Below are 16255 nucleotides of genomic sequence, written 5' to 3' on the forward strand. Positions count from 1 at the left end.
CAAGGTTTCGTTCTTTAACATTGTTGATCGTAAAGAGTAGCTATAGTGGCACGTAGTACACCTATTAATAGATACCGAAATATAGGCATCATGGCGCATATCGACGCGGGTAAAACCACGACGACTGAACGCGTGCTGTTTTATACCGGCATCTCTCACAAAATTGGTGAGGTTCACGACGGTGCTGCTACTATGGACTGGATGGAACAGGAGCAAGAGCGGGGTATTACTATTACCTCTGCTGCGACTACCTGCTTCTGGGCCGGTATGGATCAACAATTCCCCCAACATCGAATAAATATTATTGATACACCAGGTCACGTTGACTTCACTATCGAAGTCGAACGTTCGCTGCGTGTGCTTGATGGTGCCGTTGCAGTTTTCTGTGCAGTTGGTGGCGTAGAGCCCCAATCAGAAACCGTCTGGCGTCAGGCAAACAAATACCATGTTCCACGACTTGCATTCGTTAACAAAATGGATCGTCAGGGAGCAGATTTTCTACGTGTCGTTGAACAAATCAAGAAACGTTTAGGCTCACGTCCTGTTGTTATGCAATTACCTATTGGGGCAGAAGAACGCTTTGAAGGTGTGGTCGACTTGGTGCGTATGCAGGCAATTTATTGGAATCAGGACGACATGGGTGTGACCTATGACGCTCGTGAAATTCCTGGCGATATGCTTTCTGAATGCGAGAAATATCGTGAACAGTTAGTTGAAGCTGCTGCCGAGGCAAACGAAGAATTAATGAATCAGTATCTCGACACCGGCGAGCTTACTGACGAACAGATTAAACAAGGTATTCGATCTCAGGCGCTGGCAAACGAAATCGTTCCGGCTTTCTGTGGCTCTGCCTTTAAAAACAAAGGCGTTCAGGCTGTATTGGACGCAGTTGTTGAGTATTTACCTTCTCCTACCGAAGTACCAGCCATTAAAGGCTTGGTCGATGTTGAAAAAGAAGAATACGCAACAAGACAGGCTGATGATAAAGAACCGTTTGCTGCTTTAGCATTTAAAATCGCAACGGATACGTTTGTTGGTACTTTAACTTTTTTCCGTGTTTACTCCGGTGTTTTGAAATCAGGTGATGCTGTTTTTAATCCTGTTAAAGGAAAAAAAGAACGTATTGGACGTTTGGTTCAAATGCATGCCAACAGTCGAGAAGAGATTACCGAAGTCTATGCCGGTGATATAGCTGCGGCTATCGGACTGAAAGATACGACTACTGGTGAAACACTTTGTCATCCTGATCATATTATTACACTTGAGCGAATGGAATTTCCTGAGCCCGTTATCTCGGTGGCGATTGAACCTAGAACACAGGCTGATCAGGAAAAAATGTCTATCGCATTAGGTAAGTTGGCCAAAGAAGATCCATCCTTCCGTGTTCGGACGGATGAAGAATCTGCTCAAACCATTATTGCCGGAATGGGCGAGTTGCATTTAGACATTATTATTGATCGTATGAAACGTGAATTTGGTGTTGATGCGAATGTCGGCGCGCCTCAAGTTGCTTATAGAGAAACAATCCGCAAGAAAGTTGAAGCTGAAGGCAAGTTCGTGCGCCAAAGTGGCGGCCGTGGCCAATATGGTCATGTCTGGCTACGTTTGGAACCAATGCCTGCAGGTAGTGGATATGCCTTTGAAAATGCCACGATCGGCGGGACAGTTCCAAAAGAATACATTTCATCTGTAGATAAGGGTATACAAGAGCAGATGAAAAATGGTGTAATAGCCGGCTACCCTGTGGAAGATGTCAAAGTAACTTTGTTTGACGGTTCTTACCATGATGTCGATTCAAATGAGATGGCTTTTAAAGTTGCTGGCTCAATGGCCTTTAGAAATGGTGCATTTGATGCTTCGCCTACATTGCTTGAACCGATAATGAATATTGAAGTGGTTACTCCCGAAGATTATATGGGAGATGTGATGGGTGATTTGAATCGCCGTCGCGGCTTGGTCAACGGTATGGATGATGCGCCAAGCGGAAAAATAATTAAGGCAGAAGTGCCATTAGCAGAAATGTTCGGTTACGCAACAGATTTACGCTCAGCAACACAGGGACGCGCAACGTATTCGATGGAGTTTGCGAAGTACAGTGAAATTCCTGGAAATGTGGCTGAAGCAATCATTAACAAAACGAAATAAAACATAGTTGAACGAGGTAGACAGATGTCCAAGGCAAAATTTGAACGTACAAAACCCCACGTAAACGTGGGCACCATAGGTCACGTTGACCATGGTAAAACGACACTGACAGCTGCGATTACCAAAGTAATGGCAGAAGCATCAGGTGGCGAATTCAAAAATTACGCGGATATTGATAACGCACCGGAAGAAAGAGAGCGCGGCATTACGATTGCGACAGCGCACGTAGAATACGAAACACCGAATCGTCATTACGCCCACGTAGACTGCCCAGGCCATGCTGACTATGTCAAAAACATGATTACTGGTGCGGCGCAGATGGATGGCGCAATTCTGGTGGTTAACGCAGCAGACGGTCCGATGCCACAAACACGTGAGCACATTTTGCTGTCACGTCAGGTTGGTGTTCCATACATCATTGTTTACCTGAACAAAGCAGACATGGTTGATGATGCTGAGCTGATTGAACTGGTTGAAATGGAAGTACGTGAATTATTGGATTCATATGACTTCCCAGGTGATGACACCCCGATTATTGTTGGTTCAGCACTGAAAGCATTGGAAGGCGACACCAGCGAAATTGGTGCTCCTTCAATTATTCGTCTGACAGAAGCGATGGACGAATACTTCCCAGAGCCGAAACGTGCGATTGATGGTGCATTCTTAATGCCTATCGAAGACGTCTTCTCTATCTCTGGTCGTGGTACGGTTGTAACCGGTCGTGTAGAGCGCGGTATTGTCAAAGTTGGCGACGAACTAGAAATCGTTGGTATCAAAGACACCCAGAAAACCACCTGTACAGGTGTTGAAATGTTCCGCAAGCTGCTGGACCAAGGTCAAGCAGGCGATAACGTTGGTGTGTTGTTACGTGGTACCAAACGTGAAGACGTTGACCGTGGACAGGTACTGGCTCACCCGGGCACCATCAAGCCACATACAAAATTTGAAGCGGAAGTGTATATTTTGTCGAAAGACGAAGGTGGTCGTCATACACCATTTTTCAATGGTTACCGTCCACAGTTTTATTTCCGTACAACCGACGTCACAGGCGCATGTGAATTACCATCTGGTGTAGAAATGGTTATGCCTGGTGATAACGTCAAGATGGACGTAACTTTAATCAATCCGATTGCGATGGAAGAAGGTTTACGTTTTGCTATTCGTGAAGGCGGCCGCACTGTTGGTGCTGGCGTCGTCAGTAAAATCGTTGAGTAATAGAAATGGCAGCAACCCAAACTATTAGAATTAGGCTGAAATCATTCGACCATCGTTTGATTGATCAATCAGCTAAGGAAATCGTTGAAACAGCGAAACGTACTGGTGCTCGTATCAATGGACCAATTCCATTGCCGACCAAAAAAGAACGATTCACTGTGCTGATTTCACCACATGTAAACAAAGATGCTCGTGAACAGTACGAAATCCGTACTCACAAACGTCTTATGGATATTGTTGAGCCAACTGATAAAACAGTTGATGCTCTGATGAAGCTGGATCTCGCCGCTGGCGTTGATGTCCAGATTAAGTTGAACTAAGAGGGGTTGGGTCATGACTATCGGACTCATCGGACGTAAACGTGGTATGACACGCATCTTTTCTGAAGATGGTGTATCAACTCCGGTTACTGTTATTGAGGTAGAACCAAACCGTATCAGTCAGATGAAATCTGTTGATACAGATGGCTACAACGCAATTCAAGTCACAGTGGGAGAGCGTAAAGCTTCACGTGTGACCAAGCCACAGGCAGGACATTTTGCCAAGGCTCAAGCAGCAGCAGGCCGTAAAGTTTGTGAGTTCCGTGTGGATTCACATGACGATCTTGCCGTTGGTGCTGAAATTAAAGTGGATATTTTTGAAGCTGGTCAGAAGATTGATGTTTCAGGTCTGACAAAAGGTAAAGGCTTTGCTGGTGTTGTTAAGCGTTACGGTTTCCGTGGCGGTGATGCAACGCATGGTAACTCCTTGTCACATAGAGCGCCGGGTTCAATTGGTCAATGTCAAACTCCTGGACGTGTGTTCAAGGGTAAAAAAATGGCTGGCCATATGGGTGATAAAAAACGCACGTTGCAAAATCTTTCTGTTGTCAGAGTGGATGCGGAACGGAACCTGATTTTGGTCAAAGGCTCAGTGCCAGGTGCGACAGGCAGTAATGTCGTTGTCTGCCCAGCTGTGAAAGCCTAAGAAAGATTCTGAGGGGAATTAACGTGGATCTTCAGTTACAAACATTCAACGGTAAGAAAGCCGGAAACATTACTGTTTCTGATACCTTTCTTGATCGTGAGTTTAATGAGTCACTTGTGCACCAAGTTGTCACCGCTTATTTAGCGGGTGGACGTGCCGGTACGCACGCACAGAAAACACGCTCAGAAGTGAGTGGCGGCGGTAGAAAACCTTTCGCACAGAAAGGTAGTGGTCGTGCACGTGCTGGTACCATCCGTAGTCCATTATGGCGTAGTGGTGGTGTGACATTCGCATCAAAAAATCGCGATTACAGTCAGAAGGTTAATCGTAAAATGTATCGTAATGCGATATCTGTCATTTTGTCAGAGTTACGCCGTAAAGATGCATTAGTCGTTGTAGATAAAGTTGAACTTGACTCACCCAAAACAAAAGATTTGTTAGCAATGACGAAATCACTGGGTGTTGATAATGCTTTAATCGTCACCGAAAATGCTGCCGGTAATCTGGCGCTTGCATCTCGCAATCTGTATAACATTGCCGCAACAGATGCTGCTCACGTTAATCCAGTTGCATTATTGCGTTTTGAAAAAGTCGTAATGAGTGAAGACTCAATTCGCAAGCTTGAGGAGTCATTTGTATGAATACAGAGCGCTTAAGCAAAATCATTCTTGGCCCAGTGGTTGCTGAAAAAGCATCACGTGTTGCCGAAGATCATAACCAGGTAGTACTGAAAGTATTGCCTAACGCCAACAAAGCTGAAATCAAAAAAGCTGTCGAAAGCCTTTTTGATGTGAAAGTTGCTGCTGTATCAACAGCCAATGTTAAAGGCAAAGTCAAACGTGTAGGCCGTAGTTTCGGTAAACGCAGTGACTGGAAAAAAGCCTATGTGACATTAGCTGATGGTGCTGATCTCAACTTCCTTGGCGAATAATACAGAATACGGGTGAGGAAACAGGAATGGCATTAAAAAAGGCTAAACCTACATCAGCAGGTCGCAGATTTGTGGTGCAGGTCAGTACTCCAGATCTGTACAAAGGTGCTCCTTATGCACCTTTGGTAGAGAAAAAGACTAAAAATGGTGGTCGTAACAACGCCGGTCGTATTACTGTCCGCCATCAAGGTGGTGGTCATAAACAACGCTACCGTGTAGTTGATTTCAAACGCAACAAAGATGGAATTCCAGCTGTTGTTGAGCGTGTTGAATACGATCCAAACCGTACAGCGCATATTGCTCTGTTGAATTATGCGGATGGTGAAAAGCGTTACATTATTGCTCCTAAAGGTATTACTGCAGGTGATCGTCTGGAATCAGGTGATAACGCAGCAATACGTGCTGGCAATACGTTAAAGTTTTCAGCTATTCCATTAGGTAGCACTGTTCATTGTGTTGAACTGAAACCTGGTAAAGGCGCTCAGATAGCTCGTAGTGCTGGTAGCAGTGTTCAATATGTTGCACGTGAAAATGGTTACGCGACTATTCGTCTGCGTAGCGGTGAAACACGCAAGGTACCTCTTGATTGTAAAGCAACAATGGGTGAAGTCGGTAACGGCGAGCATTCATTACGTTCATTGGGTAAAGCGGGTGCCAAACGCTGGCGTGGTGTTCGACCAACCGTTCGCGGTGTGGTTATGAACCCGGTAGACCATCCACATGGTGGTGGTGAAGGCCGCACATCAGGTGGTCGTCATCCTGTTACACCTTGGGGTGTGCCGACCAAAGGCTACAAGACTCGTAAGAATAAACGTACGGATAATATGATCGTACGTCGTCGTAATCGTAAATAAGAGGCTAGGAATTTCAGATGCCGCGTTCAATTAAAAAAGGTCCATTTATTGACCATCACCTTGAAAAGAAGGTCTTGGAAGCGAGAGATGCAAGTAACAAACGTCCGATCAAAACTTGGTCACGTCGTTCTATGATCTCCCCGGATATGATTGGTCTCACACTGGCTGTTCACAATGGTAAACAGCATGTACCTGTGTTTGTCACAGAAGATATGGTAGGGCATAAGTTAGGTGAGTTTTCACCAACGCGCACCTTTAAAGGTCATGCCGCTGATAAGAAATCTAAGCGATAAGGTTAAGATATGGCTACAAAAGCTAAACTCAGCTATGCACGCATTTCAGCACAAAAAGTGCGTTTGGTAGCGGATCAAATCAGAGGTTTGCCCGTTGAACGCGCTATCAACATTCTAGCCTTCAGCCCTAAAAAAGCTGCTGATTTAATGAAAGGCGTTTTGGATTCAGCGATTGCAAATGCTGAACACAACGATGGTGCTGACATCGATGAATTATACGTCTCGGCCGTAATGGTTGATGACGGTCCGACTATGAAGCGTATGTCACCTCGTGCTAAAGGCCGTGGTAATCGCATTCTTAAACGTACAAGCCACATCACTGTGGTTGTAGACGAAAAGTAAGAGAGAATACTTATGGGACAAAAGGTTCACCCAACTGGTTTCAGACTTGGTATAATTAAAAATTGGAATTCAATCTGGTATGCAGATTCAGCCAATTTTTCGGAAATGCTGAATAATGATCTGAAGGTACGTAACTATCTTAAACAGAAACTTGCACATGCTTCTGTGAGCAAGATTCAAATCGACAGACCAGCTAAGAATGCAAAAATTACCATTCATACAGCCCGTCCAGGGATTGTAATTGGTAAGAAAGGTGAAGATATCGACAAACTTCGCCAGGAAGCATCAGAAATCATGGGTATTCCTGTCAATGTCGGCGTTGAAGAAATTCGCAAGCCAGAGCTTGATGCAACCTTGGTTGCTGAAAGTGTTGCGCAACAGCTTGAGCGTCGCATTATGTTCCGTCGTGCTATGAAGCGTGCAGTTACTAACACAATGCGTGTTGGTGCTGAAGGTATTCGTATTAATGTTGCTGGTCGCCTCAACGGCGCAGAGATTGCCCGTACCGAATGGTACCGCGAAGGTCGTGTTCCTTTGCACACTCTGCGTGCTGATATCGATTATGGTACTGCAGAAGCAAAAACAACCTACGGTATTATCGGTGTTAAGGTTTGGATTTTTAAAGGTGAAGTTTTTGATGCTCCGGCACAAAACGCACCTGCAGAAAAATAAGGTTATAACCAATGTTACAGCCAAAAAGAACGAAATTTAGAAAGCAGCAGAAGCTGCGCAACCGTGGCCTGGCCCACCGTGGCGCCAAAGTGAGTTTTGGTGAGTTCGGTTTAAAGTCACTAGATCGCGGACGTATTACTGCTCGTCAAATTGAGGCAGCTCGTCGTGCTATGACTCGCTACATCAAACGTGGCGGAAAGATCTGGATCCGTGTATTTCCAGATAAGCCAATTTCCAGTAAACCATTGGAAGTTCGCCAAGGTAAAGGTAAAGGTAATGTCGAGTACTGGGTGGCTAATGTACAGCCAGGTCGCATGCTTTATGAAATGGAAGGTGTAACTGAAGAGATTGCTCGTGAAGCATTTCGTCTTGCTGCAGCTAAACTTCCTGTTAAAACAACATTTGTAACTCGGGCGATACTGTAATGAAAGCGAGTGAAATTAGACAAAAATCTGCTGAGGACCTAGCTAAAGAGCTGGGAGAACTTCACAAGGAACAGTTTAATTTGCGTATGCAAAACGCTACCGGCCAATTGACACGTAATTCTGAACTTAAACGTGTGCGCCGTGACATTGCACGCATCAAGACTGTACTGACTGAGAATAAATAGGGCACTGAAATGAGTGAACAAGAAAATACTACACGTTCTTTAATTGGTCGTGTTGTCAGTGACAAGATGGATAAAACAATTACTGTTTTAGTAGAACGTAGTGTTGCCCATCCTATCTACAAAAAATATGTTAAACGTTCAACCAAATTGCATGTTCATGATGAAAAAAATGAATGTAATATCGGTGACGTAGTAAGTGTTGCCTCATCGCGCCCACTGTCTAAGACGAAGTGCTGGAAGCTGGTCGACATTATTGATCGTGCGAAGTAAGCAACTATTCAGTTTGGAGTTTAGACCATGATTCAAATGCAAAGCAGTCTCGATGTGGCCGATAATAGCGGTGCTAAACGAGTAGAATGCATCAAAGTTTTAGGTGGTTCACACCGTCGTTATGCCGGTATTGGTGACGTTATTAAAGTCACCATTAAAGAGGCTGCGCCGCGTGGAAAAGTAAAAAAAGGTGATGTGCACAATGCTGTCATCGTTAGAACTCGTAAAGGAGTACGCCGTCCAGATGGTTCGGTTATCCGTTTCGATACTAACGCTGCTGTTTTATTGAATACTGCACATCAGCCAATTGGTACACGTATTTTCGGCCCGGTCACACGTGAGCTTCGTGGTGAGAAATTCATGAAGATCATTTCATTGGCACCGGAAGTACTTTAAGTAGGAGCGCTGAAAGATGGAAAGATTAGTTAAAGGCGATCAAGTTGTTGTTACGGTCGGTAAAGATCGTGGCAAACAAGGCGAAATCCTACGTCGGGTCGAAGGTGGTAAGTTTGTTGTTCAAGGCATCAATCTTGTCAAAAAGCACACTAAGCCAAACCCGGCGTTAGGTCGCACAGGTGGTATTGTTGAAAAAGAAATGCCAATTCATGAGTCGAATCTTGCTTTGCTTAATCCAGCTTCTGGAAAAGGCGATAAAGTAGGTTTCAAATTTCTCGAAGATGGCCGCAAAGTTCGCGTCTTCAAGTCGAACGGCGAAACCGTTGGCGCTTGAGCTTAGAGTTGGGATATTAAAGTGAGCAGATTAAAAGATTTTTATCGTGAAGAAGTAGTCAAGCAACTGCAAGAGCAGTTCGGCTACAAATCCGTAATGGAAGTGCCACGCATTACCAAAATCACACTGAATATGGGTGTGGGTGAAGCGCTGACTGATAAAAAGGTTCTCGAAAATGCAGTTGCTGACATGGAAGCTATTTCCGGTCAGAAAGCTGTCGTTACGAAAGCCCGTAAATCAGTAGCAGGTTTCAAGGTACGTGAAGGCTGGCCGATTGGTTGTAAAGTTACATTACGCAGTGAGCGTATGTATGACTTTCTTGATCGCCTGATTAGCATTTCTATTCCGAGAATTCGTGACTTTCGTGGATTAAACCCGAAATCATTTGATGGTCAAGGAAACTACAGTATGGGGATTAAAGAGCAAATCATTTTCCCTGAAATTGAGTTTGATAAGATCGATAAAACACGTGGTATGGATATTACCATCACGACTACTGCATCAACTGCAGAAGAATCACGTGCTTTATTGGCTGCATTCAAGTTTCCTTTTAGAAAATAAACCAAGTCCGGGTGGAATAAGTTATGGCTAAACGTTGCATGATTAATCGCGAGATTAAAAGAGCAAAAATGGTTGAAAAGTACGCTGCAAAACGTGCTGAATTGAAAAAACAAATGATCAATTCATCATTAAGCATGGAAGAACGTGAAGTTGCTGCAAAGAAATTTCATGCGTTACCACGTAATTCTAGTGCAGTTCGTATGAGAAATCGTTGTGAAATTACTGGTCGTCCACACGGTTATTACCGTAAGTTTGGTCTTTCAAGAAACAAACTGCGCGAACATGCAATGAATGGTGATATCCCTGGCCTAGTCATGGCTAGTTGGTAGACGCCAATCTGTTTAGTGGAGCTAAATAAATGAGTATGACTGACCCTATTGCTGATATGTTGACACGTATTCGCAATGCCCAACAAGCAAACAAAGTTGATGTAACCATGCCATCTTCTAAGGTTAAATTGAGTATTGCTCAAGTCCTTAAAGATGAAGGTTATGTTGCAGATTTCAGTGTTAATGAAAATGCAGGAAAACCGTTGCTTAGTATTAGCCTGAAATATTTTGAAGGCAAACCGGTTATTGAGCAAATCAACCGTATCAGCCGTCCGGGACTTCGAGTTTACCGTTCTGCGGGTAATATTCCGCAAGTAATTGGTGGGCTTGGTGTCGCTATCGTTTCTACCTCTAGAGGTGTGATGGCTGATCGTAAAGCACGAGCACTTGGTCAGGGCGGTGAAGTCCTGTGTGCCGTTAGCTAAGCCTTTTTCCAGGAGATAGAACATGTCACGTATTGCAAATGCGCCAGTTGAAATACCCGCTGGTGTTGAGGTTGCTCTCAACGGTAGTGAAGTAACGATTAAAGGTTCGAAAGGAACATTATCACGTACTTTTCATTCCGATGTAGAAGTGTCGCAGGAAGGTTCTGCACTCAAGACCGTCGCAAAAAATAATTCAAAACAAGCTGTTGCCCTTACCGGTACTGCTAGAGCATTAATTAACAACATGGTTAATGGTGTTTCAAAAGGTTTTGAAAAGAAACTTACGCTGGTTGGAGTTGGTTATCGTGCAAAAGCACAAGGTAACAAACTCGACCTGACTTTGGGTTTTTCACATCCTGTTCAATATGATGTGCCGGCTGGTATTACAGTTGAAACCCCAGGTCAAACAGAAATTGTTGTTACGGGCGCTGACAAACAAGCGGTCGGACAAGTGGCTGCAGATATTCGTGCTTATCGTTCACCTGAACCGTACAAAGGTAAAGGCGTTCGTTACTCAGATGAATATGTTGCTCGTAAAGAAGCTAAGAAAAAATAATTAGGCTGAATCATGGATAAAAAATCGTCAAGATTACGCAGAGCTGCAAGAGCGCGTGCCAAAATCAGAGAATTGGAAGTCTATAGACTGACAATTCACAGAACACCGCGTCATATCTATGCACAGGTCCTTACTCACGACAGTTCTAAGGTGGTTGCTTCTGCTTCAACTTTGGATCCAGAAGTGAAAAAAGCACTTGAAGGTACTGGAAATGTAGCTGCAGCCGAATTGGTTGGAAAGACTGTTGCACAACGTGCAGCTAAAGAAGGTATTACACAAGTTGCCTTTGATCGTTCCGGTTTTAGTTATCACGGTCGCGTTAAGGCCCTGGCTGATGCAGCACGTGAAAACGGCTTGCAGTTCTAGTTATATAAGGTAAGACTCATGGCACAGAATGAACAACGCCAAGCCGCATCAGATGGCTTGATTGAAAAGTTAGTAGGTATTCGCCGCGTCGCTAAAGTAGTGAAAGGTGGTCGAGTATTTGGTTTTTCCGCATTGACTATTGTTGGTGACGGTAATGGTCGTGTTGGCTTCGGACAAGGTAAAGCACGGGAAGTACCAGTTGCCATTCAAAAGGCAATGGATGAAGCACGCAAAAATATGAAGAAAGTTGTGCTCAATGGTGATACCCTGCAGCACCCTCTGACTGCACGGCATGGTGCAGCTAAGGTATTTATGCAACCTGCTTCGGAAGGTACGGGTGTAATTGCCGGTGGTGCGATGCGTGCTGTATTTGATGCGGTTGGTGTTCATAACGTTCTGGCCAAATCGATTGGTTCAACCAATCCTTTAAATGTGGTTCGCGCCACGATTAATGGTCTTACTGACATGAACAACCCTGAATCTATCGCTGCCAAACGTGGTAAGTCGGTTAAAGAGATCATGGAATAATCAAATGAGTTCACAAGCAAAATTAAAAGTCACTTTGGTTAAAAGCACCATTGGCAGACTTGAAAAACATAAAGCCTGTGTAGCAGGTTTAGGGTTAAGAAAAACAGGAAGTAGTGCTGTCGTTATCGATACACCAGAAAATAGAGGCATGATTAATCGTGTTTCTTACCTGTTGAAGGTTGAGGAAGCATAAATATGAACTTAAATACAATTGCTCCAGCTGAAGGTGAAAAGCAATCAGCCAAACGTGTTGGCCGTGGCATTGGTTCAGGCTTAGGTAAAACCTGTGGCCGTGGTCACAAAGGTCAAAAAGCTCGCTCAGGTGGATTCCACAAACGCGGTTTTGAAGGTGGTCAGATGCCTTTGCAACGTCGTTTACCAAAAGTTGGCTTCAGTTCACGTGTGAGCAGAACAACTGCTCAGGTTCGCTTGGATACGCTTGCTGCTATTGATGCAGATGTTATCGATTTGCTGACTTTAAAATCTGTTGGTGCTGTGCCTGAAAACACGTTACGTGTAAAAGTAATTAACTCTGGTGAACTTACTAAATCAGTAACAATTAAAGGTATGGCTCTTACTGCAGGCGCTAAAGCTGCGGTTGAAGCTGCCGGTGGTAAGGTCGAAGAGTAATATTTGTGGAAAAAAACAGACAACAAGCTGCCGCATTGATGAGCGGAGGACGATATGGAGAACTTAAAAGTCGTCTTCTATTTGTTTTGGGTGCATTGCTCGTTTATCGGTTAGGAACATTTATTCCTGTACCTGGTATCGATCCTGCTGCACTGGCCATTATGTTTGAACAGCAAAGAGGAACAATCCTCGATATGTTCAACATGTTTTCTGGTGGTGCACTGGAAAGATTGTCTGTATTTGCTTTAGGGATTATGCCTTATATTTCTGCATCTATTATTATGCAGCTTTTGACGGTTGTGCACCCGAAGTTAGCCCAGCTTAAGAAAGAAGGCGCTGCAGGTAAACGCAAGATTACTCAATATACTCGTTATGGTACCTTGGCTTTAGCGACATTTCAGGCAATCGGCATCTCGATCGCATTAGAAAGTCAGCAAGCCGGTGGTATGGGAGTTGTGATTGATCCGGGCATGTTATTTAGAGTCACCGCTGTGATCACATTGGTTACCGGAACAATGTTCCTGATGTGGTTAGGCGAACAGATTACCGAACGTGGAATTGGTAATGGTATCTCTATAATCATATTCGCTGGGATTGTTGCTGGTCTTCCAGCTGCAATTGGTGGAACGTTAGAGCTCGCGAGAACTGGTCAGCTTGCACCATTCTTGGTAATAGCTTTATTAGTAATGGCTCTTGCTGTAACTGCTTTTGTTGTATTTGTTGAGCGTGCCCAAAGACGTATTCCCATCCATTATGCGAAGCGTCAACAAGGTCGCAAAATGATGGCGGGTCAGGTTACTCATTTGCCGTTGAAATTGAATATGGCGGGTGTTATACCACCGATTTTTGCATCAAGCATTATATTGTTTCCTGCAACAATTGCTGGCTGGTTTGGTTCGTCAGAAGGCATGAGCTGGTTAAGTGATATTTCTACATTGATGTCACCAGGCCAACCTATGTATGTAATGGCTTATGCATTGGCGATTATCTTTTTCTGCTTCTTTTATACGGCGTTGGTTTTCAACCCTAAAGAAACAGCAGAAAACTTGCAGAAGTCTGGTGCTTTTATTCCAGGAATTAGACCTGGTGAGCAAACTTCGCGTTATATCGATACTGTAATGGGTCGATTGACATTAGCTGGTGCTGTTTATATTACGGCAGTCTGTTTATTGCCGGAGTTTCTCATACTTTACTGGAGTGTACCTTTCTATTTCGGTGGTACCTCTTTGCTTATCATCGTTGTAGTGACTATGGATTTTGTATCGCAAGTCCAATCACACATGATGTCGCAGCAGTATGAAAGTTTGATGCGTAAATCAAACAAGAATAATAATGGAGCTGGCGGGTTTTTGCGCTAGCTTTACAAAATAGTTTGCTGGAGAAAATCTAATGAAAGTTCAGGCATCAGTAAAAAAGATTTGCCGTAATTGCAAGATCGTAAAAAGAAACGGGGTTCTTCGCGTTATATGTAAAGAAGCTCGACATAAGCAACGTCAAGGTTAAATTGACTGTTTTGTGATTGTTGTTGAACTGTAGTTTTGTATGTTACAATTCACTGTTCACTCCTGAGAAATTTAGGGTAATTGAATGGCTCGTATAGCTGGTATAAATGTTCCTGTGCAAAAGCACACGGTAATCGCACTCACTTCGATTTACGGTATTGGCCGGACTCGCTCTGAGAAAATATGTGAGGCTGCAGGTGTTGCGCCTGACGCAAAAATTCGTGATTTAAACGAACAGGAAGTTGAGGCGCTTCGTACTGAAGTAGCTAAGTTTGTTGTTGAAGGTGATTTGCGTCGTGAAGTCTCAATGGACATTAAACGTCTTAAAGACTTAGGTTGCTACCGTGGTGTTCGCCACCGCAGAGGTCTGCCAGTTCGCGGGCAGAGAACTAAAACTAACGCAAGGACTCGTAAAGGTCCTCGCCGTATGATTAAGTAAGGTAAGAGGCTTCGATGGCAAATACATCAGCACGACAACGCAAACGCGTTAAGAAGAATGTGGTCGACGGTGTCGCACACGTTCACGCATCATTCAATAATACGATCATAACGATTTCAGATCGCCAGGGTAATGCGCTCTCTTGGGCAACTGCCGGTGGTTGTGGTTTCCGTGGTTCTCGTAAAAGTACCCCGTTTGCTGCCCAGGTCGCTGCTGAAAAAGCTGGCGAAGTGGTGAAAGAATTTGGTATGAAAAATCTGGATGTTGAAATTAAAGGTCCAGGTCCGGGACGCGAATCTGCAGTCCGTGCCCTTAATAATTTAGGGTTCAAAATTACTAATATTACAGACGTGACGCCCATTCCACATAATGGTTGCCGTCCTCCTAAGCGTCGTCGCGTTTAACAGGTTTTTGGAGTATCACAAATGGGAAAATATCGTGGCCCAACTTGCAAATTAAGCCGCAGAGAAGGTACTGACCTTTTTCTGAAAAGCAGAGGTAATCCTCTTGAAAGCAAGTGCAAGGTTGAACAAAAGCCAGGTCAACATGGTGCAAGACGTGGTCGTGAATCAGACTATGCTGTCCAGTTACGTGCTAAACAACGTATTCGTCGTATGTATGGCGTACTTGAAAAGCAGTTTCGTAATTATTACAAACTTGCTGATCAGAAGAAAGGCGCAACTGGTGTAAACCTGCTGAACTTTCTTGAGCAAAGACTTGATAATGTTGTTTATAGAATGGGCTTTGGATCAACACGTGCTGAATCCAGACAATTGGTTTCTCACAAAGCAATCATGGTCAATGGACGTGTCACTAACATCGCATCTTATCAAGTTCAAGAGGGTGATGTAGTTGAAATCCGTGAGAAAGCTAAAAAACAAGAACGCATTGTTAATGCTATGTCAGTAGCAGAGCAGTTAGGTTTTCCTGAATGGATCGAAGTAAATACGCAAGCTCTGTCAGGTGTGTTTAAACGCGCTCCTGAACGTGATGAGTTGCCAGCCGAACTTTCAGAAAACCTGGTTGTAGAGCTTTACTCGAAATAGACATAACTAAATCCATTAAGGATTTATTAGAGGAATTTGCATGACGACTTATACGAGTCAATTTCTTAAACCAAGGATTGTCGATATCCAAAAGTTTAGTGACACACGTACACGTCTGGTTCTGGAACCGCTTGAACGTGGTTTTGGACATACGCTGGGAAATGCATTGCGCAGAATCCTGCTTTCCTCAATGGAAGGCGCTGCTGTTGTTGAAGCACAAATCGACGGTGTTGTGCATGAATACTCAGCAATTACTGGCGTTCAGGAAGATGTTTTAGACATTCTTTTAAATATGAAAGGTATTGCAGTCCAGTTGCATGATGCTACTGAAGCTGTTTTAAGCTTGAATAAAGAAGGTGTCGGCCCTGTAACTGCTGCCGATATTCAGTTGCCGCACAATGTTGTAGTAACAAATCCTGACCATGTTATTGCTAATTTGACTGGTGGTAGTCTTTCTGTAACATTTAAGGTTGTTAAAGGCCGTGGTTACTCTGCTGCTAATACCAGAGCGTTGGGTGAAGATGAAGATCGTGCAATTGGTCAGTTACATCTTGATGCATCTTTCAGTCCGGTACGTTTGGTGACTTATGCGGTAGAAAGTGCCCGTGTTGAAAACCGTACTGACTTGGATAAATTGATCCTTGATGTTGAAACCAATGGCACATTAGATGCTGAAGATGCTATTAAATACGCAGCAACTATCTTAAGTGATCAGCTAACTTCTTTTGTTGATTTTACTGTCATTGAAGAAGCAGCATCAGAACCAAAACAGCCGCCAATTGATCCAGCTTTATTACAGGCAATTGATGACTTGGATCTGACGGTTCGTTCGGCAAATTGTTTGA

Annotated in this window: 29 protein-coding genes (1 of these 29 only partly in view); all 29 read left to right on the plus strand. The window is 43.9% G+C overall.

Going from position 1 to position 16255, the window contains the following annotated elements:
- The first annotated feature begins 45 nt into the window (after positions 1–45).
- Complete coding sequence (gene fusA / locus AC08OG_RS03105) at positions 46–2145, plus strand: elongation factor G (protein ID WP_292400748.1); 2100 nt, start codon at positions 46–48, stop codon at positions 2143–2145.
- A 24-nt stretch (positions 2146–2169) separates the two neighbouring features.
- Positions 2170–3360 (plus strand): elongation factor Tu, encoded by a 1191-nt coding sequence (gene tuf, locus AC08OG_RS03110; RefSeq protein WP_292400745.1) that lies wholly within the window; start codon positions 2170–2172, stop codon positions 3358–3360.
- A 5-nt stretch (positions 3361–3365) separates the two neighbouring features.
- Positions 3366–3680 (plus strand): 30S ribosomal protein S10, encoded by a 315-nt coding sequence (gene rpsJ / locus AC08OG_RS03115; protein ID WP_007144672.1) that lies wholly within the window; start codon positions 3366–3368, stop codon positions 3678–3680.
- A gap of 13 nt (positions 3681–3693) precedes the next feature.
- Positions 3694–4326 carry a 50S ribosomal protein L3 gene (gene rplC, locus AC08OG_RS03120; RefSeq protein ID WP_014707494.1) on the plus strand — a complete coding sequence of 211 codons (633 nt, stop codon included), beginning with the start codon at positions 3694–3696 and terminating at the stop codon, positions 4324–4326.
- A 23-nt stretch (positions 4327–4349) separates the two neighbouring features.
- A complete protein-coding gene (rplD, locus tag AC08OG_RS03125) occupies positions 4350–4967 on the plus strand; it encodes a 50S ribosomal protein L4 (RefSeq protein ID WP_014707493.1) in 618 nt (205 codons plus the stop codon).
- Positions 4964–5257 (plus strand): 50S ribosomal protein L23, encoded by a 294-nt coding sequence (rplW, locus tag AC08OG_RS03130; RefSeq protein ID WP_014707492.1) that lies wholly within the window; start codon positions 4964–4966, stop codon positions 5255–5257. Before rplD ends, rplW begins: the two co-directional genes overlap by 4 nt.
- Positions 5258–5283: 26 nt before the next feature.
- Complete coding sequence (rplB, locus tag AC08OG_RS03135) at positions 5284–6111, plus strand: 50S ribosomal protein L2 (protein ID WP_014707491.1); 828 nt, start codon at positions 5284–5286, stop codon at positions 6109–6111.
- A gap of 17 nt (positions 6112–6128) precedes the next feature.
- On the plus strand, positions 6129–6404 hold the full coding sequence (rpsS, locus tag AC08OG_RS03140) for a 30S ribosomal protein S19 (protein ID WP_041354584.1): 276 nt from the start codon (positions 6129–6131) through the stop codon (positions 6402–6404).
- A gap of 9 nt (positions 6405–6413) precedes the next feature.
- On the plus strand, positions 6414–6746 hold the full coding sequence (gene rplV / locus AC08OG_RS03145) for a 50S ribosomal protein L22 (RefSeq protein ID WP_014707489.1): 333 nt from the start codon (positions 6414–6416) through the stop codon (positions 6744–6746).
- 12 nt (positions 6747–6758) lie between these two features.
- Entirely contained in the window at positions 6759–7418 is a 660-nt protein-coding gene (gene rpsC / locus AC08OG_RS03150) for a 30S ribosomal protein S3 (RefSeq protein WP_292398529.1), read from the plus strand.
- 11 nt (positions 7419–7429) lie between these two features.
- On the plus strand, positions 7430–7843 hold the full coding sequence (rplP, locus tag AC08OG_RS03155; RefSeq protein ID WP_014707487.1) for a 50S ribosomal protein L16: 414 nt from the start codon (positions 7430–7432) through the stop codon (positions 7841–7843).
- Entirely contained in the window at positions 7843–8028 is a 186-nt protein-coding gene (gene rpmC / locus AC08OG_RS03160) for a 50S ribosomal protein L29 (protein ID WP_014707486.1), read from the plus strand. Before rplP ends, rpmC begins: the two co-directional genes overlap by 1 nt.
- A gap of 9 nt (positions 8029–8037) precedes the next feature.
- Positions 8038–8298 carry a 30S ribosomal protein S17 gene (gene rpsQ, locus AC08OG_RS03165; RefSeq protein ID WP_104935022.1) on the plus strand — a complete coding sequence of 87 codons (261 nt, stop codon included), beginning with the start codon at positions 8038–8040 and terminating at the stop codon, positions 8296–8298.
- Positions 8299–8325: 27 nt separating this feature from the next.
- The gene (gene rplN / locus AC08OG_RS03170) at positions 8326–8694 is read left to right on the plus strand and encodes a 50S ribosomal protein L14 (protein ID WP_292412771.1); all 369 of its coding nucleotides are present in this window, start codon (positions 8326–8328) and stop codon (positions 8692–8694) included.
- A 16-nt stretch (positions 8695–8710) separates the two neighbouring features.
- The gene (rplX, locus tag AC08OG_RS03175) at positions 8711–9028 is read left to right on the plus strand and encodes a 50S ribosomal protein L24 (RefSeq protein ID WP_014707483.1); all 318 of its coding nucleotides are present in this window, start codon (positions 8711–8713) and stop codon (positions 9026–9028) included.
- 21 nt (positions 9029–9049) lie between these two features.
- Positions 9050–9589, plus strand: a complete 540-nt coding sequence (rplE, locus tag AC08OG_RS03180; RefSeq protein ID WP_292398526.1) for a 50S ribosomal protein L5 — start codon at positions 9050–9052, stop codon at positions 9587–9589.
- A 23-nt stretch (positions 9590–9612) separates the two neighbouring features.
- Positions 9613–9918, plus strand: coding sequence for a 30S ribosomal protein S14 (rpsN, locus tag AC08OG_RS03185; protein ID WP_014707481.1), 306 nt, complete (start codon positions 9613–9615; stop codon positions 9916–9918).
- A 29-nt stretch (positions 9919–9947) separates the two neighbouring features.
- Positions 9948–10343: a 30S ribosomal protein S8 gene (gene rpsH, locus AC08OG_RS03190; protein ID WP_292398520.1), complete on the plus strand. Its 396-nt coding sequence runs from the start codon at positions 9948–9950 to the stop codon at positions 10341–10343.
- Positions 10344–10365: 22 nt separating this feature from the next.
- Complete coding sequence (gene rplF / locus AC08OG_RS03195) at positions 10366–10899, plus strand: 50S ribosomal protein L6 (RefSeq protein WP_292412772.1); 534 nt, start codon at positions 10366–10368, stop codon at positions 10897–10899.
- Positions 10900–10911: 12 nt separating this feature from the next.
- On the plus strand, positions 10912–11265 hold the full coding sequence (gene rplR, locus AC08OG_RS03200) for a 50S ribosomal protein L18 (RefSeq protein WP_014707478.1): 354 nt from the start codon (positions 10912–10914) through the stop codon (positions 11263–11265).
- Between the two features lie 18 nt (positions 11266–11283).
- A complete protein-coding gene (rpsE, locus tag AC08OG_RS03205; protein WP_292398516.1) occupies positions 11284–11793 on the plus strand; it encodes a 30S ribosomal protein S5 in 510 nt (169 codons plus the stop codon).
- Between the two features lie 4 nt (positions 11794–11797).
- The gene (gene rpmD, locus AC08OG_RS03210; RefSeq protein WP_014707476.1) at positions 11798–11986 is read left to right on the plus strand and encodes a 50S ribosomal protein L30; all 189 of its coding nucleotides are present in this window, start codon (positions 11798–11800) and stop codon (positions 11984–11986) included.
- Between the two features lie 2 nt (positions 11987–11988).
- Entirely contained in the window at positions 11989–12423 is a 435-nt protein-coding gene (rplO, locus tag AC08OG_RS03215) for a 50S ribosomal protein L15 (protein ID WP_292398509.1), read from the plus strand.
- A gap of 5 nt (positions 12424–12428) precedes the next feature.
- Positions 12429–13781, plus strand: coding sequence for a preprotein translocase subunit SecY (gene secY / locus AC08OG_RS03220; RefSeq protein WP_014707474.1), 1353 nt, complete (start codon positions 12429–12431; stop codon positions 13779–13781).
- Positions 13782–13812: 31 nt separating this feature from the next.
- On the plus strand, positions 13813–13926 hold the full coding sequence (gene rpmJ, locus AC08OG_RS03225) for a 50S ribosomal protein L36 (protein ID WP_009726913.1): 114 nt from the start codon (positions 13813–13815) through the stop codon (positions 13924–13926).
- A gap of 84 nt (positions 13927–14010) precedes the next feature.
- Positions 14011–14364 carry a 30S ribosomal protein S13 gene (rpsM, locus tag AC08OG_RS03230; protein WP_014707473.1) on the plus strand — a complete coding sequence of 118 codons (354 nt, stop codon included), beginning with the start codon at positions 14011–14013 and terminating at the stop codon, positions 14362–14364.
- Positions 14365–14378: 14 nt separating this feature from the next.
- Complete coding sequence (gene rpsK / locus AC08OG_RS03235; protein ID WP_014707472.1) at positions 14379–14768, plus strand: 30S ribosomal protein S11; 390 nt, start codon at positions 14379–14381, stop codon at positions 14766–14768.
- Between the two features lie 21 nt (positions 14769–14789).
- Positions 14790–15410, plus strand: coding sequence for a 30S ribosomal protein S4 (gene rpsD, locus AC08OG_RS03240; RefSeq protein ID WP_014707471.1), 621 nt, complete (start codon positions 14790–14792; stop codon positions 15408–15410).
- A 40-nt stretch (positions 15411–15450) separates the two neighbouring features.
- Positions 15451–16255: the 5' portion of a DNA-directed RNA polymerase subunit alpha gene (locus AC08OG_RS03245; RefSeq protein ID WP_292398502.1), read on the plus strand. The gene runs 179 nt beyond the window's last position; 805 of the gene's 984 nt are visible here — the first part of the coding sequence; it begins with the start codon at positions 15451–15453; the stop codon falls past the right edge of the window.

This window comes from Methylophaga sp. F7 (assembly GCF_056863975.1).